This window comes from Kribbella speibonae (assembly GCF_004331375.1).
Lineage (GTDB): Bacteria > Actinomycetota > Actinomycetes > Propionibacteriales > Kribbellaceae > Kribbella > Kribbella sindirgiensis.
This window is the reverse complement of sequence record NZ_SJKC01000001.1, coordinates 118,302-141,148: the sequence shown is the minus strand read 5'-3', so window position 1 is coordinate 141,148 and position 22,847 is coordinate 118,302. Positions and strand designations below refer to the sequence as shown.

The window sequence follows — 22,847 nt, the reverse complement described above, 5'->3', positions numbered from 1 at the left end:
CCTCAGACCGTGCCGGAGTTCCCGTAGACGCTCACGTGCACGTGGTCGTAGTGGTTCGCGGTCGCGCCGCCGCGGTCCTCCATCGCGCGCCAGCCCTCGCTGCTGCGCTGGACCGTCCAGATGTGCTGCTCCCAGATCAGCTGGCTGACGCCGAGCTTCTTGTAGTTGGCCTTCAGCCAGTCCGCGACTTCCTGGCCCTCGGAACCGCTGACCATGATGTCGAGCGCACGGCCGCTGGAGTGCTCCGAGCCGCTGTCGCCGGACCGCAGACCGCCGTACGACGAGATGTCCGGGAACTTCGCGCAGATCGCCCGGTGCACGCGGATCGCGTCCTGGGTCAGGCCGTCCTCGACCGCCGAACCGGACTTGCAGGCCGCCTGCGAGATCGCCCCGGAAACAGTGGCGACCGGCTTGGTGGCGGACAGGTACTGCGCCTTCACCCAGCGGGACTTGCCGTCGCTGACGACCTCGGCGTACAGGCCGTCGACCTTGCCGGTGACCGAGACCTTGGTGCCCTTCGGCAGCACGTCCAGCAGCAGGCCGGTCAGCGGCAGCGACCAGAGGTTCACGTCGGTGGTGGTGTACTTCGTGCCGGTGGCCTTCGGTGCCGCGGCAATCTTCTCGGCCGCCCGGGTCTTCGCCGACGTCGGCTTCGGGATCGGCGCCTGCTTCTTGAGGTGCTTGGCCGTCGGGCTCGCCTTGGGCTTGGGTGCCGCGGACGGGGTCGTCGTGGGGTTGATCGGCGGACGCAGGGCGTCCCGGCTGATCGTGGCGTCGCGCGACAGCTGCAGGGACGAGCTGGCGATCGACGGGTCGAGCTGAACGTGCTGGCTGGGAAGTGCGGCGGCGGAACCGGTGGCAACCATCGCCACTGCCGCGCCCGGAATCGCTACCTTCACGAGACCCGGCTGGATCATCTTGGTGCGCGATTGCCGGTGCCGCGCCTGTCTATGCCGTCCTGCAGCCACTTGTCGAACCCAATCTGCCGAGACCAAAACGTTATCGACCGGAGGAGTCAAGCACACTTCGCCGCGCCGGTTCGAATCGGCCCCTCGTCTTAACGCATTACGAACATCCACCGGCGGGCGGCAGGCGTGATCTGCCCGCTATCCGGATGTGACCGTTCCGAGATTAAACGCTTGGTCGGCAGATCGCCGTCGTGATCGCGGTCGCCAGGTGGTCGCCGTAACGCTCCGGAGTCCAGCCGCGGAGCAGGACGAGTAACTCGTAGAGCTCGACGGAGATGTACGTCCACAGGACGTCGGCGACCTCGTCGACGGTGATGCCGGGGCGGAGGTCGCCGGTCTCGACCAGGTGGCGGCCGAACATCGTCATCCCGAGCAGCCGCTCGTCGAGGAGCGTCTGCCAGGTCTCGCGGAGCGTTTCGTCGCCGTGCCGCCCGTCGCGGATCAGGATCTGTACCCGTGCCGACCGCTGCTGGCGTTCCACGAGGGCGTCGACGTACCGCCGGACCTTCCGCCGTACGTCGGGTTCGGCCTGGACCGCGAGTGTTTCGGGGCGTTCCGCGATCGGGACCGGCTCGTCGTCGCCGGCGATGACGAAGTCGAAGACCGCCTTCGCGAGGGCCGCTTTGGTGCCGAAGCCCTTGTAGATGCTCTCCGGTGAGACGCCGGCGCGGCGGGCGACGGCACTGATCGTGGTCGCCTGGAAGCCGTCCGCGTCGAACAGCTCCTGTGCCGCGACGACGACGTCACGCCGCCGCAGCCGGGCGCGCTCTCGGCGCGAGGTCGCGTCGTAGTTCCTCTTGACTTCCGCCATCACCGGTCCGATCCTTTTGAGTACAGTCACACTGTATCTAATTGGGGGAGCTCATGAGTACGACGCCGCATCCAACAGCACAGGCTGGTGACATCGCCGTCCGCAGCATCCAGATCATGGCCGACGGGGAACGGTCCGACTTCGACGCCCTGATCCACCCGGAGGCGCGGAACCTGGAGGACGTGGTGGGCCCGCCGGGTGGCCGGACGCGGGGACCGGCCGCCTTCTACGCGACCGCGCAGTGGCTGCGCACCGCCTTCGATGGCCTGTCGTACGAGATTCACCATGTGGTTGCTGATGGCAACCTCGTCGCGGTGAACTCCACGATGAAGGGCCGCCACGTGGCGCCGTTCGTCACGTACGCCGACGACGGTTCGGTGGACACGGTGTTCCCGCCGACCGGCAGGACCTTCGCGGCCACCCAGTCGCACTGGCTGCGGATCGAGGACGGCCTGGTCGTCGAGCACTGGGCGAACCGCGACGACCTCGGCCAGGCCAAGGAACTCGGCTGGGTCCCCCCGACCCCGGTCTACCTGTTCCGGATGGCCCGCGCGAAGAGCCATGCCAAGAAGAACAGCCGCGCCAAGAAGATGTGATCCAGGGCGCGGCGGAACCGCGGCGGTTGCTGGTTGACTGCCCGCGTGGGATTTCGGATCGAGGGCGGGGCGGTCGCGCGGCTGGTGATCGATCGCGCGGCGAAGCGGAACGCGCTCACCCGCGCGATGTGGGCGGCCCTGCCCGGGCTCCTCGCCGACCTGGCGAGCGACGACGAGGTCAAGGTCCTGCTGGTGACCGGCGACGGCGCGAGCTTCTCGGCCGGCGCCGACATCCGGGAGTTGATCTCAGGCGCCGACCCGGCCGATCCGATGGACGAGCTGCGGGCGTCCAACCTGCAGGCCCAGGCGGCGTTGCGGGAGTTCCCGAAGCCGACGATCGCGGTCGTCCGCGGGCACTGCATCGGCGGCGGCCTGGAGATCGCGGTGAACTGCGACTTCCGGTTCGCCGCCCGGGACGCGAGCTTCGGCGTGACGCCGGCCCGGATCGGCGTCGTCTACCCGCCCGCCGCGATCAAGGTGCTGCTCGACCTGGTCGGTCCCGCGACCACGAAGTACCTGCTCTTCAGCGGTGAGTTGCTGACCGCGGATCGCGCCGAGCTGAAGGGCCTGGTCGACCGCGTGGAGGACGACCCGATGGCGGCGGCCGAGGCGTTCGCGGACACGCTGGTGTCGCGGTCGCAGCTGACGATCCGCTCGGCCAAGGAGTCGGTCAACGCACTGCTGGCGGGCGAGGACGCGGACGCGGCCGCCGTACGGCGGTATCGCGAGACGATCGCCTCGGGTGAGCTCGCGGAAGGGATCGAGGCCTTCACCCAGAAACGCTCACCGAAGTTCGTCTGGCATCCCCTCTGAGATCAGGGTGCCGCGGAGCTCGACCCGATCGGCGACCGCGACCGAAACCCGGCCGGCGATCTCCTGTGCGCGTTGGTCGTCGAGCGTGTCGACCAGGAAGAACCCGGCCAGTTGCTCCTTGGCCTCGCCGAACGGGCCGTCGGTGACCACCTGCTGACCGTCCCGGATCTGCACGATCCGGCCGTCCTCCGGCGGTCGCAGTCCCTCCGAGCTGACCAGCTCGCCGGACTCGGCGAGTTCCTGTTCGAGCCGCATCAAGCGGTCCAGGGCCGCGTCGTCGTCCGCGGTCCACACCCGGTCGACGCTCCGAAAGATCATCACGACGTACTTCATGGGCCACACGGTAACCACCCGCGCCGACAGAACCCCGCGGACGGATCCGCGGGGTCCTTGTGCTCGCGTCGATCAGTACCAGTGCCTTCGGCCGCCGACCGCGCGGCCGGTGGCTCCCAGAAGCCACAGGACCGCTCCGACCAGGAGCAGCACGATGCCGATGGTCCACAGGATCGAGATGTTCAGCACGAACCCGAGGATCAGCAGAATCAGTCCGAGGACCAGCATGGAACCTCCTTCAACTGGGCCGCCTGACGGTGACGGCCACGGATGTCCGGTGCCCACGTCCGGTCGTCCGAACCTCCAACGGTCGTTTGACGAGGAGGCAGCCGACTACGCCGATCACGAGGAAGATCCACACCGTCGCGAACGCGATCCGATAGCCGTGGGTGAGGGCGGCCGGCGAGACCCCCGACGTACCGGCAGTGGCGACGGCGGAGACCACGGCCACGCCGACGGCACCGCCGATCTGGAAGCTCGCGTTCTGCAGGCCGGACGCGACTCCGGCGTCCTCGCCCGCGACGTCGCTCAGCGAGGCGATCGAGCCGGCGACCGTACCCGCGCCCAGACCGGCGCCGAAGATCGTCAGCCCCCAGAAGGCGAGCTCGAAGTACCCAGAGGTCACGGTGACCTGAGTCATCAGCGTCGTACCGAGTCCTGCGATCAGCAGCGACACCAAGGCGACCCGACGCGGTCCGACTCGAGTGACGAGGTGCTGACCGACGATGGACGCAACGACAGCGGCTGCGGCGAGTACGGCGGACATGAAGCCGTAGCGGATCGCTGACACGCCCAGTGCGAGCTGTGCGTACTGCGTGTAGACGAAGTTGAGTCCGAACGCCGCTAGACCCCAGCTGATCGTGATGAGGTTGCCGCCGACCAGTGCGCGCGAGTGGAAGATCCGGAGCGGTACGAGTGGTGCAGCCGACCGCTTCTCCACTGCTACGAACAGTACGAACAGAGCGGCGGAGGCGAGCAGCAGGAGTACGGTCCGCGTCGCCGACGACTCAGGTGCCTCAATGACGGCGTACACGAGGACCATCAGTGCGGCGGTGACGCTGGCGGCGCCAGCCACGTCGAACCCCCGGCGTCCCGGTCCGCGGCTGTCCAGCAGCAGTACGGGCGCCAGTACGACGACCAGTACGCAGACCGGCACGTTGATGAAGAAGATCCACTGCCAGCCGAGTCCTTCCGTGACAGGTCCGCCGACGAGCGAACCCGCCGTACCGCCGACCCCACTGGTCGCGCCCCAGATCCCCAGAGCCTTGTTGCGATCCGGACCGGACGGGAAGGTGGTCATGACGATCGACAACGCGCTCGGAGCCAGTACGGCGGCTGCCGCGCCCTGGAGCCCGCGTGCGAGGACCAGAGCGTCCCCACTCCACGCGAGCCCACAGAGAAGAGAGGACCCGGCGAACAGCAGCAGTCCGGTGATGAAGACGCGCCGGCGCCCCAGCAGGTCGGAGATCCGGCCGCCGAGCAGCAGGAGGCCGCCGAACATCAGCCCGTACCCGCTGGGCACCCACTGCGCCCCACCGGTCGAGAAGGTCAGGTCACGCTCGATCGACGGCACGGCGACCAGCACGATCGACGCGTCCAGGATGATCATGAACCCGGTCAGACAGAGCAACGCCAGCGCGAACCAACGCTTCGAATGCGAAACCATCAGTCATCTCCAGTACGGCGGGACGCCCCGGCTGAGCGTCACTCGCGGGAGACGTCGGCGCCGACCGGGTGCATTTCGACATTCCGGATCTGTCGAAGTGCGGCGTACCTGCTTCGACGTACCTGTTAACTGGGGGTCACAGCGGCCTCCACTCGGGACAGGATGGTGACTGTGAAGTACATGCTGCTGATCTACAGCAACGCCGAGAGCTGGGCGAGCCTGTCTCCGGAGCAACGTGACGGCCTGACCACAGCGCACGAGGAGCTGTCGCGGGAGCTGACCGAGCAAGGTCTGCTGGTCAGTGCGGCCGGTCTGGCCGACCCCATCACCACACGGACCGTGCAGGTGCGTGACGACACCACGACCACGACGGACGGGCCGTACGCCGAGGCGAAGGAGCACCTGGCCGGGTTCTACCTGGTGGAGTGCGACAACATCGACCAGGCGATCGGGTACGCGGCCCGGATGCCGGACGCGGAGTACGTCGCCGTGGAGGTACGACCGGTCATGGACATGTCTGGGCTGGAGATGTGAGCGAGCGTAGCGAGCGAACAGTCGGGCAGAGCACGGGCTTCGAGTTGTTGCTGCGGGAGCAGGCGCCGCAGGTGCTCAGTGCGCTGGTCCGGCACTACGGTCACTTCGACCTGGCCGAGGAAGCGGTCCAGGAGGCTCTGCTCGCGGCGGCGCAGCAGTGGCCGACCGAGGGCGTGCCGGACAACCCGCGTGGCTGGCTGATCCGGGTCGGGTCGCGCCGGCTCACCGACCTGTTGCGCAGCGAGTCGGCCAGGCGGCGACGTGAGGAGAACGCGGCACAACTGGCCGCTCCGGAGGAGTTCGTTGCGTCCGGCCCGGAGATCGACGACCCGGGTGGTCGGGACGACACGCTGACGTTGCTGTTCCTCTGCTGCCATCCGGCGTTGTCGGCGGCGTCCCAGATCGCACTGACGCTGCGTGCGGTCGGTGGTCTGACGACCGCGCAGATCGCGGCCGCGTTCCTGGTGCCGGAGGCAACCATGGCGCAGCGGATCAGCCGGGCGAAGCGAAGCATCAAGCAGGCGGGCAGTTCGTTCGAGATGCCGCCTGAGGCGGAGCGGGACGAGCGGATGGGCGCCGTACTGCATGTGCTCTACCTGATCTTCAACGAGGGCTACACGGCGTCGTCCGGTACGTCGTTGCACAGTGCGGAGCTGACGACCGAGGCGATCCGGCTGGTGCGTGGTGTGCGGAAGCTGCTGCCGGACGACGGTGAGGTGGCGGGGCTGCTGGCGCTGATGCTGCTGACCGACGCACGACGGGCGGCACGGACCGGTGCGGACGGGACACTGATCCCGCTGGCCGAGCAGGACCGGTCGAAGTGGAACCGCGCCGCCATCGTCGAGGGGGAGGCGATGGTGAGCGATGCGCTGTCGCGGACCCAGCTGGGGCCGTACCAGGTCCAGGCGGCGATCGCCGCGGTCCATGACACGGCGGAGCGTGCTGACGACACGGATTGGCGGCAGATCGTCGCGTTGTACGACGTACTCGAGCAACTGGTCGACAACCCGATGGTGAAGCTCAACCACGCGGTAGCCGTGGGCATGGCGGTCGGCCCGAAGGAGGGCCTCGCCGTACTCGAGCCGCTCGAGTCCGACGACCGCATGAACCACCGACTCGAAGCTGTCCGCGCGCATCTACTCGAGATGTCCGGCGACACGGCCGCGGCGCGGGAGAGCTACCTCCTGGCGGCCCGTCGCACGACAAGCATGCCGGAGCGCAACTACCTACAGTCGAAGGCCGACCGCCTCTAGGCCTCGACAGGCTCGATCGACGCCAGAAACTCATCCCAAGAGTCCGCCAGTCGCTCGCGCACCACGGGATGGGAGACCCCGTCGTCGTCCTCTTCCAGTTCGCTGCTCTGGTACCAGACGGAACCTCGATCCTGAGCGGTCACGACAAGCAGGAAAAGACCACCGCCGGCGTCCGTGCCCACGGGTATCCAGCCGCCGGGAATCACGTCGCGCTCCTGCCCGAGGAGGTACCACAGGCTCGACCACTTGGGGACCTCTCCGATCCCGAGGATGATCTCGATACCGTGGTTGTTGTAGCCCTCGAGCGCACCGCCGTCCTGGGCGGCGAGGTACACGCGATAGGGCTCAGGAAGCCGGGCGCCCAGTTGCTCCTCCAACTCCGTCAACCTGCTCTCGGGAACGGCGGGGTAGGGCTCCCTGTAGGCCGGTGACGTCACTCGCAGCCGTCCTTTCACGTCGTCGTACGCCGAGTATGCCGCTCGCGCTGGACCGGTGGATGTGTCAGGTTGGAGGTGTGGATCTCACCAGGGCCTCACTCCTCCGGGAGATGCTGAGCGGCACCGAGCTGGGTAGCCGGACCACCGAGTTCGGCTATGCGCTGCGACGCTTCACCACCAGACGCAGCGGCCTGATGCTGTTCGGACCGGTCGATGACGAGCCCTGGCACCTGACCGCGCACCTGGACGACGAGCTGCACCGAGCCGGCGTTGAGGACCTGCGGCCGTCGCTGGTCCGCTGGGCGCCCCCGCCGGACGCACCACCGCACCTGGCGATCGGCCTGGACCGCCTCAAGGACGCAGGTCGTGGCGAGTCGCTGCTGGTCGTTGCCGAGGACACACCAGCCGACACGTTGCTGGAACGCATCGGCGACGTACGACGACGCGGCACGACGATCTTCAGCATCGGCAACGGTGACAACGAGCTAACGTCACTCAGCCACGAAACACTCGTCCCCGAACTGCTCGTACCGGAAGGCTTCGGCTGGACCAGTCGCCAGGTCCCCGAACCGCAAGCCGCCCTGACAGAGGTGGAGCCGCAGACCGCCGAGGGCTTCGAAACGGCCCAGCACCTGGTCAGCCTCGCAGCCGCCGACGAGGAAGCCGGCCGCGCCGGGTGGCGCCGCCGCCTCCGCAACGCAATCGAACGGCTGAGCGGCGAACCGGCCTAGACGTTCAGGTAGAGCACGGACAGCCGGTGGGAACGCCCGGTCCACGGCACCCGCCTGATCCGCAGCGAACGCGCCGGATCGCCGACGGAGTCGCGTGATCCGCGGCCGCATCCGTCTGATGAGCAGGCGAACCGGTCTGATGAGCAGCCGAACCGGTCTGATGAGCAGCCGAACCGGTCTGATGAGCAGGCGAACCGGTCTGATGTGTCGGCGAACCGGTCTGATGTGTCGGCAGGCAGCGTGGGCTGGCTCATGCCAGGTCGGTGTCGACTTCGAAGGCTGCCCTCGAGGTGTTGGGTGTGGATCAGAACGGTGGCGGGTCGCCCGGGGGACTGCTGGGAGATTTGGGTGTGCCGTCCTCTGGGGCGACGGGGCCGCGGGCTGGTGGGACGGTGGTGTAGCGGTGGCCGGTGGGTGCGGTGAGGGTGACGGAGCCGTCGGGATGGCTGGTGCTCGTCCAGCCCCAGGCGGGGGTGTCTTTCACGACGTGGTGGTACTCGCAGTACGGCACCATCCCGGTCAGGCTTGTCTGGCCGGATTGTGCGAACGGTGTGACGTGGTCGCGGTCGCATTCGCGTGAGGCGCGGTTGCAGCCGGGCCAGGCGCAGACCGGATGGCGCGCCAGCAGAGTCTCGCTGACCAGTGCGCCCGGGTCGTGGCGGTGAGTGGATGCCTCGAGAACGCTGCCCTTGACGGGGTCGGTGAGTAGTCGGCGCCAGGTGCCGTCACGCGCGATCCGGCGCGCCATGTCCGCCGGTACGGGTCCGTATCCGGTCAGGTCGCAGGGGTTGTCGTCCACCCCGAGGAGGGTGGTTACCGGGATCAGGATTTCGATGTGGGGTCGTCGTCGGTGACGGTCGGGTAGTCGGCGGCCGAGCCAGTCGAGGCCGTTGTGCAGCATGTACTCGAACACATCGGCCACCACATCGGCCCGCCGCTGCTCCGCGGTCCGCTCGTCGTTGCTCGACTCACCTGTGGCTCGGCCGGCTGAGGTGCTCGCCGACGTCCCACCAGTTGCTCCTGCCGGCGCCCCATCGGCAGCCTCGACCGGGACGGCGTGGGCTGCTGCTGGCGAGACGGCGCCAGTTCCTGCTGGCGGGACGGCACTGGTTGCTGTTGTCTGGGCGGTGCTGGTTGCTGCTGCCTTGGCGGCATCGGTGGAGTCGCTCGCGGCGGTCGCGGCGGTCGCGGCGGTCGTGGTGGTGGTCGTGGTGGTGGTCGTGGTGGTGGGTTGTGGGGTGCCGCGTTTGGCGAGGTCGGCCATGGCTTGGACGACGACCCACATCTGCTGGATCTTGTCGGCGGTGTGCACGACCCACAGGCCGGCCATGCCATCGGCCAGCGGGACGATCTTGCAGGTGCGTTCGGCGACGGCGGCACGATGCCGCTCCGCATCGTCGTACGAGGTGTGTTTGGCGACCTGACGGCGCAGAGATGCGTTCAGGTTGGCGTGGGTCTGGCCTGGGGCGCGGCGCAGCACGTGCGCCTCGACGGCTTGCGCGGCCGCGTCCGGGAGAGCGCGGGTGGCCTCGGAGATGGCGAGCGCCTTGGCAAAGGGCAGGGCACCACAGCGCAGCGCGGTATGGGTGGCCGACAGAGCTCCGGTCAGATGGAGTGCGGTGTTGATCTGCCGGACCGCGGTGTTGGTGGACAGGCGCAGCGCAGCGCCTACTTCGGCGGCCCAGGACCGCTCCGGATCGACCGGCCGGCCTGAGGAGTCGACCTGGGTGGGGCGGGGGATCTCGCGCGCTTGGGCCTTACGTTGCCGGTGGAACGACGCCATCGCGGCAGTCTTGATGGCTGCGGCCCAGGCTTCCATGCGGGCCGCGGCTTTCATTGCCTCGATCAACGCGACCGGCGACTCGCATTGTGGCCGCAGCTCCTCCAAGGCCGCTGCCAGTTCGGCACCAGGCGGCAGGAAGACCCACGCCGGGGCCTTCAGCCGAAGCATCTCCCGTTCGGCCTCGTCCTGCTCGACCCCGGCCCACAGCTCCCACTCCAGCCCATCCACACGTGACATCGGCGGCAGGTCGTCGTACCAATCCTCCTCGCCCAGATAACGCGGAGGATGTGGGTTCTCAGGGTCAGGCCAATCGTCAGGCGGCATCAGCGCACCAGCTGGCTCCACCGCGATTGTCGTCATGAACTCATATTAGAACACCTGTTCGAGAGAAACAAATCGGCGCATCATCGCCGATGCGTCGCGAATCCGCTGTGAGAGAAGGGCTTTCGCGTTCGCGCGAACGCGACTAGACGTTCAGGTAGAGCGCCGACAGCCGCGGGAGGCGGGCTTCCAGGTCCTCTTCGTCGTCGAAGTCGATCTCTTTGCCTGCCGGTAGATCCGGGGTGTCCGGGGCGTCGCGGTCGACGGCCTTCCAGTACGCCGGCTCGTCGCCTGTCAGGTTCTTGTAGGCGTGACTGCCGACGTACAGCATGCCTTCCCCGTCGAACCCTTCGAACCCCTCCGGCCGGTCCTCGTCGACGACGTCGGCGAGCGAGTCCGGTTCGGCCAGCGCCGCTTCCCACACCTCCCGGCCCTGGGCGAGCAGCCAGCCCCGGAACGAGTCGAACCCGTCCTCCGAAGCGCCGGAATTGATCAGGTACGCCGCCGCCCACAGATCCCAGCGGAACGACTCGACCTGCAACCGCGCGAGCTCGGTCCCGAACCCGACGATCTCCTCGGCCTCCGCCGTACCCAGCACCTTGGTCAGCGCGTCCGCAACCCCGTCCGGATCGGCCACGGTGTCATCCACCGAGGCCCGCGCATCCTCGACCAGACCCCAGAACGAATCCCTGTCCACCCACAAACCATCTCACCGATCCCGGGTCGAACGGGAGGGTCAGAACTACCAGACCTCGTCGAGTTGGCGGTGTTGTTCTGGCGTGAGGGTGAGGTGGGCGGCGGCGAGGGCGGTGGTGAGGTAGGTGGGGGTGCTGATGCCGACGATGGGGGTGATGGCGGGGGTGCCTGCGGTGAGCCAGGCGAGGACTACTGCGGAGCGGGTGGTGTTGAGGGTGGTGGCGAGGTCGGTGAGGGCCTCTAGGCGGCGGGTGGTGCCGGGGTGGTCGAAGGCTGGGTCGATGGGGCGGTCGGCGCGGTTCTCGTAGGCGCCGGACATCAGCGGGCTGTAGGCGAACAGCTGCTGCTCCGGGTTGTTCTGGGCGTAGTCGAGGACCTCGTCGGTGATCCAGCCGAAGCGGTGGTCGTGGGCGTGGTCACGGACGAACGGCCGCGGCTGCAGGTACGAGTAGCGCAGCTGCAGCGCACTCGGCGCCATCACACCCAGCTCACCCGCCAGGCCGCGCATCCGCTCGGCCCGCCACAGTGCGTAGTTCGACAGCCCGAGGCGCCCGATGGTGCCGGCCGTGGCGTGCTTGCCGAACGCGGCGACAGTCTCCTCCTGCGGAGTGGACCTGTCGTCGCGGTGCGCCCAGTAGAGGTCGATGTGGTCGACACCGAGACGACGGAGCGATGTCTCGAGCGCAGCGTCGATTGCCTTCGCGCCAAGGCCTTCCGCGTGCTCGGGGTAGCTACCGGGCCAGAGCGGCTCGCACCCGACCTTGGTTGCCAGCTTGACCCGGTCCCGTACACCGGGCCGCTGTGCGAACCACCGCCCGAGCAGCTCCTCGCTCTGTCCACCGTGTCCGCTCGGGTCCTGCCAGAACGCGTAGCAGTTCGCGGTGTCGATCCACTCCCCGCCGGCGTCCACATACGCATCCAGCAACCGGAACGAGGTCTCTTCGTCGATCCGCGTCCCGTACTCCATCGCGCCCAGCGCAAGATTCAGCATGCGCATGATCCAACAATCTGGAGTGCGCTTCAGGTCAAGTCCGCGAACTCCCGCAATACCGGCGCTAGCGTCGCCGCCTCGGTCCCGTGGTTCTCGCCGGGGATCGCCCGCAACGTCGCGGTCGGCAGGTGCTTGGCCACGGCAATGGCGCCGGCGGACAGCGCGGGCCAGGTCTTGTCGCCGTACAGCACCAGGACGGGTACCTTCACGTCGGCCCAGCGGTCCGCAGGCAGCGGGTTGCCCGACATCGTGGTCCCCATGATGCGGCCGTCGTACGCGATCGTGTGCGCGATCTCCTCGACCGGCGCCCAGTACGGCGACTGCTTCATCCCCGGGATCGCTTCGGCGGGCATCATGGCGGCCGCGGTCATGAACAGCTCGGCGGCCTTGTCGCGACGCCCCTCGGCGACGAACGCGTCCAACTGCTCGACGTAGTCGGACGGCAGCGGCGGCCGTACGTCGTCGACGACGACCGGCGGCTCGAACAACACCAGCCCCGCGATCGGCAGCCCCGCGGCCGCGGCGTCCAGGGCCAGCAGACAACCCGACGACCAGCCGAAGAGGATGGCCGGCTGGCCGGCGTCGTCGATCAGGGCGGCGAGGTCCTCGATCTCCCGCTGGATCGCGTACGGCGCGGTGTCGGTGCTCGCGCCGCGGCCCCGCCGGTCGTACGCGTACGTCCGGAAGCTGTCCGTCAGCAGCTCGCCGACCTCGCCGTTCAGCGGGTTCACGGCGCGGTGCGCGGTCGCTCCGTCGATCAGGATCAGCGGTCTGCCCTCGCCGTATGCGTCGAAGTCGATGGTGGTGCCGTCGGCCGAAGTCACGGTGCTCATGGTCTTCTCCTCACTGGATGGGAACTAGACCGTACAGTACTAGCCAGAGAACTGGACTGTCTAGTATGATTTTCCGCATGGACCAGGAAGAGGGCAGGACTCCCCGCAAGCGCCGCGCGATCCTGACCGCGGCGACCGAGGTCTTCCTCAGCCACGGGTACCTCGGCGCGAGCATGGACGAGGTCGCGGCCAAGGCCGGCGTCTCCAAACAGACCGTCTACAAGCAGTTCGAGAACAAGGAGCGCCTGTTCGCCGAGATCGTCCTCGGCACCAGCGATCAGCTACTGGACGGCCTCCACCAGGCGTACGTCGACACGCTCGAAGGAGCCGCCGACGCGCGCGAAGCCCTGCGTGCGTTGGCGCATCGCCTGCTCCAAAGCCTCACGGCCGACAGTGTCCTGCAGCTCCGCCGGCTCGTGATCGCCGAGGCGGACCGGTTCCCCGAGGTGTGCGGCGCCTGGTTCAACAGCGGCTTCGAGAAGTCCCTCGACGCACTCGGGCAGGCGCTGACCCGCCTGAGCGACCGCGGTCTGCTGAAGCGGCTCGACGACCCGACGCTGGCGGCGTACCAGTTCGCCGGGCTGGTGATGTACAAGCCGATGAACCGCGCGATGTTCGCGGGCACCCGGCAGCGGCCGAAGCCTGGCGAGCTGGAGGACCTCGCCGACCGCGCGGTCGACGTCTTCTTGGCGGCGTACGGGTCAGAGAGTCCCGCGCGTTGACGTGCGGACCACCAGTTCCGGCGTGAACGTCACGCGCTGGTGCTCGTGGTCCGGGTTCGACGACTCGTCCAGCAGCAACTCGGCGGCCGTCCGGCCGAGCAGCTGCCGCGGCTGACGTACCGAGGTCAGCGGTACGGCGGCCGCCTCCGCGAACTCGATGTCGTCGTACCCGACGATCGCGAGATCCTCCGGTACGCGCAGCCCGAGGCTCACGCACTGCTGCAGTAATCCCAACGCCAGCAGGTCGTTCGCGCAGAACGCCGCCGTCGGCCGGCGATCCGCCGGGAGTCCCGCAAGTCGTTGCCCTGCGCCCCTACCTTCGGCGACCGTGAGCGCGCCGGTGGTCAACTCGATCAGGTCCGCGGTCGGCTTCCCGGCAGTCCGCAGGGCGCGCCGGGCACCGTCGCGACGGTCGATGACCTGTCCGATCGTGTTCGGTCCGCCGACGTACGCGATCCGCTCGTGGCCGAGCTCGAGCAGATGTGAGATCGCGAGCTCACCGCCGAGGATGTCGTTCACCGCGACCGAGCAGTGCGAGGCGTCGTCGAGCGCTCGGTCGACCACGACCACGGGCGTACCGCGGGAGGGCAGTTTGCGCAGCCGGGACGAGTTCTGGTCGATCGGCGTGATCAGGATGCCCTGGACGCGCTGCTGCTCGAGCAGATCGAGGTACGCCGCCTCGCGGTCGGCGTCCTCGCTGCTGGTACACAGGAACACCGACAGGCCGGCCGCCTGCGCCGCTTCCTCGACGCCCTTCGCGACATCGGTGAAGAACGGGTTGCCGGCGTCGAGCATCACGTACGCGAGGATCCGGCTGGAGCCGGCTCGCAGTTGGCGCGCCGATTCGTTCCGGACGAAGCCGAGCGAGGCCATCGCCGCCTCGACCTTCGCCCGGGTCAGCGGGCTGACCACCTCGGGACGGTTCAGGACGTTCGACACGGTCCCGAGCGAGACGCCGGCGGCCGCCGCGACCGCCTTCACCCCGGCCGCGTGCGGCTTCGGCGTACGGCGTCGCCGGGTGCGCTCGGGCAGGGCTTCCGCATCGTCGACCGACACGAGAACCTCCCTCCGCACCTGAAGCACGCTGGCAGCACTTGAAACGTCTTAGCGGCGGCAGAATACCCGCTCCGCGCGGATTCCCCGCAGCACGAGTCCAGGATCGGCCGCAAAACCTGGGCGGGCTCTTGACGGCCCCTGGGGTGCGAGCTTAGCGTCAGGGCACTCTCTTGAAACCTTTCATCCAAACTCCTGGCCCGGGACGGAGGTGACCATGCCCGACGGTTCCCCGATCTTGCGGGTGCGAGAGGTATCGAAGTCCTTCGGAGCGGTCGCCGCGGTCCGGGACGTCTCCTTCGACCTGTACGGCGGTGAGGCGCACGCCCTGGTCGGCGAGAACGGGGCCGGGAAGTCAACGATCGTGAACATGCTGGCCGGCGTGCACCGCCCGGACGCCGGCACGATCGAACTGGACGGCCACCCGCAGGACCTGAGCACCCCGGCCGCCGCCAAGGCCGCCGGGATCGCGGTCATCTACCAGGAGCCGACGCTCTTCCCGGACCTGTCCGTGGCCGAGAACATCGCGATGGGCCGCCATCCGCTGGGTCGTTTCAACACCATCGACCGGACCGCGATGGTCCAGCGGGCCGACCAGATGTTCGGCCGCCTCGGCGTGTCGATCGACCCGAACCGCCCCGCCCGCGGCCTGTCGATCGCCGACCAGCAGCTGGTCGAGATCGCGAAGGCGATCTCCGCCGACGCCCGGGTCGTGGTGATGGACGAGCCGACCGCGGCGCTCACCGCCGTCGAGGTCGAGCGGCTGTTCAAGGTCGCCCGCTCGCTGCGCGACGGCGGCGCCGCGGTGATGTTCATCTCGCACCGGTTCGAAGAGGTCACCGCGCTCTGCCAGCGGGTCACGATCATGCGCGACGGCCGGCACGTCTCGACCGATCTGCTGAGCGACCTGACCGTCGACGCGATGGTCCGCAAGATGGTCGGTCGCGACCTCGGCGCTCTCTTCCCCAAGCAGGACGTCGAGCCGGGCGAGGTCGCCGTCAGCGTCCGCAACCTGACCCGCGACCCGGTGTACGCCGACGTGTCGTTCGAGGTCCGCGCCGGCGAGATCGTGGCGCTGGCCGGTCTGGTCGGATCCGGCCGGTCCGAGGTCGTGCAGTCGATCTTCGGCGTCGATCCGCGGGACTCCGGCACGGTCGAGGTGGGCGGCCGGATCCTCCCGCCGGGTTCACCGAAGCGGGCGATGGCGGCCGGTGTCGCGCTCGTCCCGGAGGACCGTCGCCAGCAGGGTCTGCTGATGGAGCTGTCGATCGAGCGCAACGTCACGTTGCCCCGGTCGCGATCGCTGTCGCAGCTCGGTTTCCTGACCGGCAGCCGGGAACGACGGTCCGCGAAGGAATGGACCGAGCGGCTGAAGACGAAGTACGGACGACTCTCCGACGAGGTCGGGACGCTGTCGGGCGGTAACCAGCAGAAGGTCGTGCTGGCCAAGTGGCTCGCCACGAAGCCCAAGGTGCTGATCGTCGACGAGCCGACGCGGGGGATCGACGTCGGCACGAAGGCCGAGGTCCACCGGCTGATGTCGTCGCTGGCGGCCGACGGTGTCGCGGTGCTGATGGTGTCGTCCGAGCTGCCCGAGGTGCTCGGGATGGCGGATCGCGTCCTGGTGATGCGCGAGGGCCGCCTGGTCGCGGAGCTGAGCCGCGCCGAGGCCACCGAGGAAGCGGTCATGTTCGCCGCGACCGGGCAGGAGGCGGCCTCATGACCACTGTCGAACTGCCGGTCCCGCGGCGCTCTTCACTCGACGTCGTACTGCGTGCCCGTGAGCTCGGCATCGTCATCGCGCTGGTGGTTCTGGTCGCGGTGACGGCGATCTCCAACTCGCGCTTCCTGTCCGGGCAGAGTATCCGCGACATCCTGCTCAACACCGCGATCCTGGCCGTTCTGGCGGTCGGCCAGGCCGTGGTGGTGATCACCCGCAACATCGACCTCTCGGTCGGCTCGGTGCTCGGTCTGAGTGCATTCACGGTCGGCACGTTGCTGCAGAGCAACGACCTTCCGGTGGTGCTCGCCCTCCTGGTCGGCGCCGGAGTCGGTGTCGTGTGCGGCGGACTCAACGGGGTTCTGGTCCGGTACGGCAACGTCCCCGCGCTGGTCGTCACCCTCGGAACGCTCTATGTGATCCGCGGCGTGACGTACTTCTGGGCGGGCGGCAGCCAAATCAACGCCGACGAACTCCCGTCCGGGTTCCTCGACTTCGGCAACGCCACGGTGATCGGGATCCCGTACCTCGTGCTGCTGGCGGTGCTGGTGCTCGTGGTGACCGGCGTCGTCCTGCGCAGCTACCGGACAGGCCGCGAGCTGTACGCGATGGGCTCGAGCCCGCACGCCGCGCGGCTCGCCGGCATCCCGGTCGGCCGCCGTACGGTCGGCGCGTTCGTCGTGAGCGGCGGGCTCGCCGGACTCGCGGGCGTGCTGTTCGCCGCGCGGTTCGGCACGATCGACGCGGCGGCCGGCACTGGCTACGAGCTCAACGTCGTCGCGGCCGTCGTGGTGGGCGGTGTCGCGGTCTTCGGCGGCAGCGGGACCGTCTGGGGCACCGCGCTCGGGGCACTCCTGCTGACCACGATCAGCAGCGCGCTCGCGGTCCTCGAGATCAACCAGTTCTGGCAGCAGGCGATCGTCGGCGCGCTGATCCTGCTGGCGATCGGCGCCGACCGCCTGGTCGCCGTCCGGGTCGCGGCGAGCCTGAAGAAGCGGGGCTCCCATGTCAGCTGAGCTCACGGCTACCCGGGTCGCACGGTTCGCGAACTGGAACGTCGCGATCATCGCGATCACCGTCCTGGTGCTGATCGTCGCCGCCGCGACCGTCGACAACTTCGGCACCTCGCAGAACTTCGGCTTCCTGGTCCTCGACGTGCTGCCGATCGCGATCATCGCGCTGCCGATGACGCTGATCATCGTCACCGGCGAGATCGACCTGTCGGTCGCGAGCACGCTCGGCCTGTCGAGTGCGGTGCTCGGCTACCTGTGGAACGCGAACCAGCCGATCGAGACGATCATCCCGCTCTGCCTGCTGCTCGGCGCGGTCCTCGGGGCGGTCAACGGCTTCTTCGTCACGGTCCTCGGACTGCCGTCGCTCGCGGTCACGATCGGCACGCTCGCGCTGTACCGCGGCCTGGCCTTCGTCGTCCTCGGCGACAGTGCGGTGGCCGACTTCCCGCCGACGTACACCGACTGGGTGACCGGCACGATCGGGAGTACGCCGTTCCCGAACGTGCTGATCGTCATCGTGGTCCTGGCCGTCGTGTTCGGCGTGGTCCTGCACGCGACGCCGATCGGCCGGGCCGTGTTCGCGGTCGGCGCGAGTGAGCAGGCCGCCCGGTTCGCCGGGGTCAACCCGGGCCGGCTGAAGTTCTGGCTGTACGTCGCCTGCGGGCTCGTCTCGGGTCTCGCCGGGGTGCTGTGGACGCTGCGCTACTCCAGCGCCCGCGCCGACAACGGCGCCGGCCTGGAACTCGCCGTGGTCGCCGCTGTCCTGCTCGGCGGCGTCTCGATCTTCGGTGGCAAGGGCGCGCTCCCCGGCGTGATCGCCGGTGTCGTGCTCCTCGGCTCGCTGCAGAACGCACTGCGGCTGTCCGACGTGTCCAACGAGGCCCTCAACGTGGTGACCGGCGTACTGCTGATCGCCTCGGTCCTCGGTCCCAACCTCGCCAACCGACTGCGCCGTACCTGAAAGGACGAACCATGCGAAAGAAACTGGCAGTTCTGGCTGTTCTCGCCCTCGCGGTGACGGCATGCGGCGGTACGACGAAGTCGAGCACCGAGGGCCAGAACACGGCAGCCCCGGCGACCACCGCGGGCAAGGCGGATCCGAACGCCGCGCTCAAGGAGGGCCTGAAGATCGCCTATCTGCCCAAGCAGCTGAACAACCCGTACACCGACGTCGAGGTCGGCGGCGGCAAGGTCGCGGTCGGCGAGCTCAAGGGCGAGTACAAGCTGGTCGGCCCGAACGACGCCAGCGCCTCGTCGCAGGTCAGCTACATCAACACGCTCATCCAGCAGCAGCAGAACGTGATCGTGGTCGCGGCCAACGACCCGAACGCGGTCTGCCCGTCGCTGAACCAGGCCCGCAAGGCCGGGATCAAGGTCGTCACGTTCGACTCCGACGCCGCCAAGACCTGCCGGGACGCGTTCATCAACCAGGCCACCACGCAGGGCATCGGCGAGAGCCTGGTGAAGATGGCCAGCGAACTGGCCGGCGGTGCAGGTGAGATCGCCATCCTGTCCGCGACGCCGAACGCCACGAACCAGAACTCCTGGATCGAGGTGATGAAGACCGAGCTGGCCAAGCCGGAGAACGCCAAGCTCAAGCTGGTGAAGATCGCCTACGGCAACGACGACGACCAGAAGTCGTTCACCGAGGCGCAGGGCCTGCTGCAGTCGTACCCGAATCTCAAGGTGATCGTGTCGCCGACCACGGTCGGCATCGCGGCCGCCTCCCGCTACGTGAGCGCGTCGAACTACAAGGGCAAGGTGGCCATCACCGGTCTCGGCCTGCCGAACCAGATGCGCAAGTTCGTCAAGGACGGCACCGTGAAGAAGTTCGCGCTCTGGAACCCGGCCGATATCGGGTACCTGGCCGCGTACGCCGGCGCCGCGCTCAGCTCCGGTCAGATCACCGGCGCCCAGGGCGAGAAGTTCAAGGCCGGGAAGCTCGGCGAGTACACCGTCGGCGCCGACGGCGAGATCGTCCTGGGCCCGCCGACCGAGTTCACCGCCGCCAACATCGACCAGTTCAACTTCTGAGGGCTCCTTCGTGAATCGCTACTGCTTCTGCCTCCAGGTCCGCCCGGACCGCCTCGACGAGTACGTCGAACGGCACCGCGACGTCTGGCCCGACATGCAGGCCGCGCTGCGGGACTCGGGCTGGCACAACTACTCGCTCTTCCTCCGCGACGACGGCCTGCTGATCGGGTACGTCGAGTCCGCGGACCTGGAGGCGGCGCAGAAGGCAATGGCGGCGACCGACGTCAACACCCGCTGGCAAGCCCAGATGACCGAATTCTTCACCGGTATAGACGGCAGGCCGCCGGACGAGTCGTTCCTGCTCCTGCCCGAGATCTTCCATCTGAAAGAGGACCCCCAATGACGACCGAAGCCGTGAAGGCCGCCCTCAGCCGCCAGGAGATCGAGCTGCCCTCGTGGGCGTTCGGGAACTCCGGCACCCGGTTCAAGGTGTTCAGCCAGCCCGGGGTGCCGCGGTCGCCGGAGGAGAAGATCGCCGACGCGGCCGTCGTCCACAAATACACCGGCGTCGCGCCGAGCGTCGCGCTGCACATCCCCTGGGACAAGGTCGACGACTATGCGGCGCTGGCGGCGTACGCGAAGGAGCAGGGCGTCCGGCTCGGGGCGATCAACAGCAACGTGTTCCAGGACGACGACTACAAGCTGGGCAGCGTCACGAACCCGGATCCCGCGGTCCGCCGGAAGGCCACCGACCACCTGCTCGAATGTGTCGACATCATGGACGCGACCGGGTCCCGCGACCTGAAGCTGTGGTTCTCCGACGGCACCAACTACCCCGGCCAGGACGACATCCAGGACCGGCAGGACCGGCTCGCGACCGCGCTGAAAGAGGTCTACGACCGGCTCGGCGACGACCAGCGGATGCTGCTCGAGTACAAGCTGTTCGAGCCGGCCTTCTACACCACGGACGTGCCGGACTGGGGTACGTCGTATGCGCACTGTCTCGAACTGGGGCCGAAGGCAACCGTCTGTATCGACACCGGGCACCACGCGCCGGGGACGAACATCGAGTTCATCGTGGCGTTCCTGCTCCGGACCAAGAAGCTCGGCGCGTTCGACTTCAACAGCCGGTTCTACGCCGACGACGACCTGATGGTCGGGGCCGCGGATCCGTTCCAGCTGTTCCGGATCATGAACGAGATCGTCCGCGGCGACGCGCTCGACCCGGACCGCGGGATCGCGTTCATGCTCGACCAGTGCCACAACATCGAGGAGAAGATCCCCGCGATCATCCGCTCGGTGATGAACGTCCAGGAGGCCACCGCGAAGGCGCTGCTGGTCGACCGCGACGTCCTGCGGGCCGCTCAGCAGTCGGGCGACGTCCTCGGTGCGAACGCGGCGTTGATGGATGCGTACAACACCGACGTCCGTCCGTTGCTCGCCGAGTTGCGCGAAGCGCAGGGCCTGGATGCGGACCCGGTCGCGGCGTACAAGCGCAGCGGCTACTTCGAACAGATCACCAAGGACCGTGCCGACGGTCAGCAAGCCGGATGGGGAGCATGAGAGTGAGCGACACGTCAGCCGAGCTCGTTGCGCGTAGCAACCGACTGGGTGCCGATCCACGCAACACGAACTACGCGGGCGGGAACACGTCCGCGAAGGGCACGGAGACCGATCCGGTCACCCGGCAGTCCGTCGAACTGGTGTGGGTGAAGGGGTCCGGCGGCGACCTCGGTACGCTCACGTCCAAGGGTCTCGCAGTACTTCGGCTCGACCGGTTGAACGCTCTGGTCGACAGCTACCCGGGCGTGGACCGTGAGGACGAGATGGTCGCCGCGTTCGACTACTGCCTGCACGGGAAGGGCGGTGCGGCGCCGTCGATCGACACCGCGATGCACGGGCTGGTCGACGCCCCTCATGTCGACCATCTGCACCCGGACTCCGGGATCGCGCTGGCGACCGCGGCGGACGGCGAGAAGCTGACCGCGGAATGCTTCGGCGACCGTGTGGTGTGGGTGCCGTGGCGGCGGCCCGGTTTCCAGCTCGGGCTGGACATCGCTGCGGTCAAGCGAGAGAACCCTGCCGCGATCGGCTGCGTGCTCGGTGGCCACGGGATCACCGCGTGGGGCAACACGTCCGAGGAGTGCGAGGCCAACTCGCTCGAGATCATCCGCACGGCGGAACGCTTCCTCGCCGAGAACGGTAAGGCCGAACCGTTCGGCGCGGTCGTCGAAGGCTTCGAGGCACTGCCGGCCGACGAACGGCGCGCCCGGGCCGCTGCACTTGCGCCAGTCATCCGCGGTCTCGCGTCGACGGACAAGCCGCAGGTCGGGCACTTCAACGACTCCGACGTGGTGCTCGAGTTCACCGCCCGGGAGAAGCTGCATTCGCTCGCCCAGCTGGGCACTTCGTGCCCCGACCACTTCCTCCGTACGAAGGTCCGACCGCTCGTCCTAGATCTTCCGCCGTCGGCCTCGGTGGAGGACGCGGTGGCGCGGCTGAAGGAACTGCACGAGGCCTACCGCGAGGAGTACGCGGCGTACTACAACCGGCACGCCGAGCCGGACAGCCCGGCGATGCGGGGTGCCGACCCGGCGATCGTGCTGGTCCCGGGCGTTGGAATGTTCAGCTTCGGGAAGGACAAGCAGACCGCGCGGGTGGCCGGCGAGTTCTACGTGAACGCGATCAATGTGATGCGGGGCGCCGAGGCGGTGTCGACGTACGCGCCGATCGACGAGCGGGAGAAGTTCCGGATCGAGTACTGGGCGCTGGAGGAGGCGAAGCTGCAGCGGATGCCCAAGCCGAAGCCGCTCGCGACCCGCGTCGCCTTCGTGACCGGTGGCGGGTCGGGGATCGGCAAGGCTATCGCGCAGCGGCTGGCCGCCGAGGGTGCGTGCGTCGTCGTCGCGGACCTCGACCAGGCCGCGGCCGAGGCGGTGGCGAAGGAGATCGGATCCACCGACGTGGCCGTGGCAGTCGGCGCGGACGTGTCGTCGGCGGCGGCGGTCGAGGCCGCGCTGCGCGAGGCGGTGCTGGCGTTCGGCGGTGTCGACCTGATCGTCAACAACGCCGGGTTGTCGATCTCGAAGTCGTTGCTGGAGACAACGGATCGCGACTGGGACCTGCAGCACGACGTGATGGCGAAGGGCTCGTTCCTGGTCTCGCGGGCGGCCGCGAAGGTGCTCATCGACCAGGGCATGGGCGGCGACATCGTCTACATCTCCAGCAAGAACGCCGTGTTCGCCGGCCCGAACAACGTCGCGTACGGATCCGCCAAGGCCGACCAGGCGCACCAGGTCCGGCTGCTCGCGGCCGAGCTCGGCGAGTACGGCGTCCGCGTCAACGGCGTGAACCCCGACGGTGTCGTGCGCGGATCCGGGATCTTCGCCGGCGGCTGGGGCGCGAAGCGGGCCGCGGTGTACGGCGTACCGGAGGAGGAGCTCGGTGCGTACTACGCGCAGCGGACCCTGCTGAAGCGTGAGGTGCTGCCGGAGAACGTCGCCGCCGCGGTGTTCGCGCTGACCGGCGGGGACCTGACGCACACGACCGGTCTGCACGTCCCCGTCGACGCCGGCGTGGCCGCCGCCTTCCTGCGCTAG

General features: G+C 68.5%; 24 protein-coding genes. 13 read left to right on the top strand and 11 right to left on the bottom strand.

Annotation, left to right across the window (positions count from 1 at the left end; all coding sequences use genetic code 11):
• Positions 1-2: 2 nt before the first annotated feature.
• Both E0H92_RS00760 and E0H92_RS00755 read right to left on the bottom strand, forming a co-directional pair.
• Positions 3-899: a VldE C-terminal domain-containing protein gene (locus tag E0H92_RS00760; protein WP_238153291.1), complete on the bottom strand. Its 897-nt coding sequence runs from the start codon at positions 897-899 to the stop codon at positions 3-5.
• A 232-nt stretch (positions 900-1,131) separates the two neighbouring features.
• Positions 1,132-1,779: a TetR/AcrR family transcriptional regulator gene (locus E0H92_RS00755; protein WP_131495046.1), complete on the bottom strand. Its 648-nt coding sequence runs from the start codon at positions 1,777-1,779 to the stop codon at positions 1,132-1,134.
• A 53-nt stretch (positions 1,780-1,832) separates the two neighbouring features.
• Between E0H92_RS00755 and E0H92_RS00750 the strand changes: the two genes are divergently transcribed.
• Positions 1,833-2,375, top strand: coding sequence for an ester cyclase (locus tag E0H92_RS00750; RefSeq protein ID WP_131495045.1), 543 nt, complete (start codon positions 1,833-1,835; stop codon positions 2,373-2,375).
• A gap of 45 nt (positions 2,376-2,420) precedes the next feature.
• Positions 2,421-3,188, top strand: coding sequence for an enoyl-CoA hydratase/isomerase family protein (locus E0H92_RS00745; RefSeq protein ID WP_202873484.1), 768 nt, complete (start codon positions 2,421-2,423; stop codon positions 3,186-3,188).
• Here E0H92_RS00745 and E0H92_RS00740 read toward each other — a convergent pair.
• From E0H92_RS00740 to E0H92_RS00735, 3 genes are all read right to left on the bottom strand, one after another.
• Entirely contained in the window at positions 3,159-3,521 is a 363-nt protein-coding gene (locus E0H92_RS00740) for a YciI family protein (RefSeq protein ID WP_131495043.1), read from the bottom strand. The genes E0H92_RS00745 and E0H92_RS00740 overlap by 30 nt on opposite strands.
• A gap of 72 nt (positions 3,522-3,593) precedes the next feature.
• The gene (locus tag E0H92_RS43980) at positions 3,594-3,749 is read right to left on the bottom strand and encodes a DUF6131 family protein (RefSeq protein WP_165546417.1); all 156 of its coding nucleotides are present in this window, start codon (positions 3,747-3,749) and stop codon (positions 3,594-3,596) included.
• 10 nt (positions 3,750-3,759) lie between these two features.
• The gene (locus tag E0H92_RS00735) at positions 3,760-5,187 is read right to left on the bottom strand and encodes an MFS transporter (RefSeq protein ID WP_131495042.1); all 1,428 of its coding nucleotides are present in this window, start codon (positions 5,185-5,187) and stop codon (positions 3,760-3,762) included.
• A 180-nt stretch (positions 5,188-5,367) separates the two neighbouring features.
• On the opposite strand from E0H92_RS00735, the gene E0H92_RS00730 reads away from it, so the two are divergent.
• Together E0H92_RS00730 and E0H92_RS00725 are read left to right on the top strand one after the other, a co-directional pair.
• A complete protein-coding gene (locus E0H92_RS00730; protein WP_238153358.1) occupies positions 5,368-5,721 on the top strand; it encodes a YciI family protein in 354 nt (117 codons plus the stop codon).
• A complete protein-coding gene (locus E0H92_RS00725; RefSeq protein ID WP_131495041.1) occupies positions 5,718-6,974 on the top strand; it encodes an RNA polymerase sigma factor in 1,257 nt (418 codons plus the stop codon). The genes E0H92_RS00730 and E0H92_RS00725 overlap by 4 nt, the downstream gene beginning before the upstream one ends.
• Here the strand turns inward: E0H92_RS00725 and E0H92_RS00720 are convergent.
• Positions 6,971-7,411, bottom strand: a complete 441-nt coding sequence (locus E0H92_RS00720; protein ID WP_165549658.1) for an SMI1/KNR4 family protein — start codon at positions 7,409-7,411, stop codon at positions 6,971-6,973. The two genes, E0H92_RS00725 and E0H92_RS00720, sit on opposite strands and share 4 nt — an antisense overlap.
• Positions 7,412-7,488: 77 nt before the next feature.
• Between E0H92_RS00720 and E0H92_RS00715 the strand changes: the two genes are divergently transcribed.
• Positions 7,489-8,142, top strand: a complete 654-nt coding sequence (locus E0H92_RS00715; RefSeq protein ID WP_202873483.1) for a hypothetical protein — start codon at positions 7,489-7,491, stop codon at positions 8,140-8,142.
• Positions 8,143-8,446: 304 nt separating this feature from the next.
• Here E0H92_RS00715 and E0H92_RS00710 read toward each other — a convergent pair whose 3' ends face one another.
• The 4 genes from E0H92_RS00710 to E0H92_RS00695 all read right to left on the bottom strand — a co-directional run bounded on the left by E0H92_RS00710 (position 8,447) and on the right by E0H92_RS00695 (position 12,766).
• Complete coding sequence (locus E0H92_RS00710) at positions 8,447-10,285, bottom strand: HNH endonuclease signature motif containing protein (RefSeq protein ID WP_131495039.1); 1,839 nt, start codon at positions 10,283-10,285, stop codon at positions 8,447-8,449.
• 106 nt (positions 10,286-10,391) lie between these two features.
• On the bottom strand, positions 10,392-10,943 hold the full coding sequence (locus E0H92_RS00705; protein ID WP_131468613.1) for a DUF4240 domain-containing protein: 552 nt from the start codon (positions 10,941-10,943) through the stop codon (positions 10,392-10,394).
• Positions 10,944-10,988: 45 nt separating this feature from the next.
• Entirely contained in the window at positions 10,989-11,933 is a 945-nt protein-coding gene (locus tag E0H92_RS00700) for an aldo/keto reductase (RefSeq protein ID WP_238173254.1), read from the bottom strand.
• A 29-nt stretch (positions 11,934-11,962) separates the two neighbouring features.
• Positions 11,963-12,766: an alpha/beta fold hydrolase gene (locus tag E0H92_RS00695; protein ID WP_131495037.1), complete on the bottom strand. Its 804-nt coding sequence runs from the start codon at positions 12,764-12,766 to the stop codon at positions 11,963-11,965.
• 77 nt (positions 12,767-12,843) lie between these two features.
• Between E0H92_RS00695 and E0H92_RS00690 the strand changes: the two genes are divergently transcribed.
• On the top strand, positions 12,844-13,488 hold the full coding sequence (locus tag E0H92_RS00690; protein ID WP_131495036.1) for a TetR/AcrR family transcriptional regulator: 645 nt from the start codon (positions 12,844-12,846) through the stop codon (positions 13,486-13,488).
• On the opposite strand, the gene E0H92_RS00685 is transcribed toward E0H92_RS00690, so the two are convergent.
• Positions 13,468-14,544, bottom strand: coding sequence for a LacI family DNA-binding transcriptional regulator (locus E0H92_RS00685; protein WP_238151555.1), 1,077 nt, complete (start codon positions 14,542-14,544; stop codon positions 13,468-13,470). The two genes, E0H92_RS00690 and E0H92_RS00685, sit on opposite strands and share 21 nt — an antisense overlap.
• 214 nt (positions 14,545-14,758) lie before the next feature.
• On the opposite strand from E0H92_RS00685, the gene E0H92_RS00680 reads away from it, so the two are divergent.
• Genes E0H92_RS00680 through E0H92_RS00650 form a run of 7 tightly spaced genes read left to right on the top strand, consistent with a single transcriptional unit; the run spans position 14,759 to position 22,847 of the window.
• Positions 14,759-16,264, top strand: a complete 1,506-nt coding sequence (locus E0H92_RS00680; protein ID WP_131495035.1) for a sugar ABC transporter ATP-binding protein — start codon at positions 14,759-14,761, stop codon at positions 16,262-16,264.
• The gene (locus tag E0H92_RS00675; RefSeq protein WP_131495034.1) at positions 16,261-17,277 is read left to right on the top strand and encodes an ABC transporter permease; all 1,017 of its coding nucleotides are present in this window, start codon (positions 16,261-16,263) and stop codon (positions 17,275-17,277) included. Before E0H92_RS00680 ends, E0H92_RS00675 begins: the two co-directional genes overlap by 4 nt.
• Entirely contained in the window at positions 17,267-18,235 is a 969-nt protein-coding gene (locus E0H92_RS00670) for an ABC transporter permease (protein WP_131495033.1), read from the top strand. The genes E0H92_RS00675 and E0H92_RS00670 overlap by 11 nt, the downstream gene beginning before the upstream one ends.
• A gap of 11 nt (positions 18,236-18,246) precedes the next feature.
• Positions 18,247-19,308: a rhamnose ABC transporter substrate-binding protein gene (rhaS, locus tag E0H92_RS00665; protein WP_131468627.1), complete on the top strand. Its 1,062-nt coding sequence runs from the start codon at positions 18,247-18,249 to the stop codon at positions 19,306-19,308.
• A 10-nt stretch (positions 19,309-19,318) separates the two neighbouring features.
• Positions 19,319-19,651 carry an L-rhamnose mutarotase gene (locus E0H92_RS00660; protein WP_131468629.1) on the top strand — a complete coding sequence of 111 codons (333 nt, stop codon included), beginning with the start codon at positions 19,319-19,321 and terminating at the stop codon, positions 19,649-19,651.
• The gene (gene rhaI, locus E0H92_RS00655) at positions 19,648-20,811 is read left to right on the top strand and encodes an L-rhamnose isomerase (protein WP_131468631.1); all 1,164 of its coding nucleotides are present in this window, start codon (positions 19,648-19,650) and stop codon (positions 20,809-20,811) included. The genes E0H92_RS00660 and rhaI overlap by 4 nt, the downstream gene beginning before the upstream one ends.
• Positions 20,808-22,847, top strand: coding sequence for a bifunctional aldolase/short-chain dehydrogenase (locus E0H92_RS00650; protein WP_131495032.1), 2,040 nt, complete (start codon positions 20,808-20,810; stop codon positions 22,845-22,847). Before rhaI ends, E0H92_RS00650 begins: the two co-directional genes overlap by 4 nt.

Bases quoted from the DNA above. Each gene is read 5' to 3' on its own strand.
- E0H92_RS00680 (WP_131495035.1), top strand. From the start codon at position 14,759: ATGCCCGACGGTTCCCCGATCTTGCGGGTGCGAGAGGTATCGAAGTCC.
- E0H92_RS00675 (WP_131495034.1), top strand. From the start codon at position 16,261: ATGACCACTGTCGAACTGCCGGTCCCGCGGCGCTCTTCACTCGACGTC.
- E0H92_RS00735 (WP_131495042.1), bottom strand. From the start codon at position 5,187: ATGGTTTCGCATTCGAAGCGTTGGTTCGCGCTGGCGTTGCTCTGTCTG.
- E0H92_RS00670 (WP_131495033.1), top strand. From the start codon at position 17,267: ATGTCAGCTGAGCTCACGGCTACCCGGGTCGCACGGTTCGCGAACTGG.
- E0H92_RS00700 (WP_238173254.1), bottom strand. From the start codon at position 11,933: ATGCTGAATCTTGCGCTGGGCGCGATGGAGTACGGGACGCGGATCGAC.
- E0H92_RS43980 (WP_165546417.1), bottom strand. From the start codon at position 3,749: ATGCTGGTCCTCGGACTGATTCTGCTGATCCTCGGGTTCGTGCTGAAC.
- rhaI (WP_131468631.1), top strand. From the start codon at position 19,648: ATGACGACCGAAGCCGTGAAGGCCGCCCTCAGCCGCCAGGAGATCGAG.
- E0H92_RS00755 (WP_131495046.1), bottom strand. From the start codon at position 1,779: ATGGCGGAAGTCAAGAGGAACTACGACGCGACCTCGCGCCGAGAGCGC.
- rhaS (WP_131468627.1), top strand. From the start codon at position 18,247: ATGCGAAAGAAACTGGCAGTTCTGGCTGTTCTCGCCCTCGCGGTGACG.
- E0H92_RS00690 (WP_131495036.1), top strand. From the start codon at position 12,844: ATGGACCAGGAAGAGGGCAGGACTCCCCGCAAGCGCCGCGCGATCCTG.
- E0H92_RS00750 (WP_131495045.1), top strand. From the start codon at position 1,833: ATGAGTACGACGCCGCATCCAACAGCACAGGCTGGTGACATCGCCGTC.
- E0H92_RS00730 (WP_238153358.1), top strand. From the start codon at position 5,368: ATGCTGCTGATCTACAGCAACGCCGAGAGCTGGGCGAGCCTGTCTCCG.
- E0H92_RS00710 (WP_131495039.1), bottom strand. From the start codon at position 10,285: ATGACGACAATCGCGGTGGAGCCAGCTGGTGCGCTGATGCCGCCTGAC.
- E0H92_RS00695 (WP_131495037.1), bottom strand. From the start codon at position 12,766: ATGAGCACCGTGACTTCGGCCGACGGCACCACCATCGACTTCGACGCA.
- E0H92_RS00650 (WP_131495032.1), top strand. From the start codon at position 20,808: ATGAGAGTGAGCGACACGTCAGCCGAGCTCGTTGCGCGTAGCAACCGA.
- E0H92_RS00740 (WP_131495043.1), bottom strand. From the start codon at position 3,521: ATGAAGTACGTCGTGATGATCTTTCGGAGCGTCGACCGGGTGTGGACC.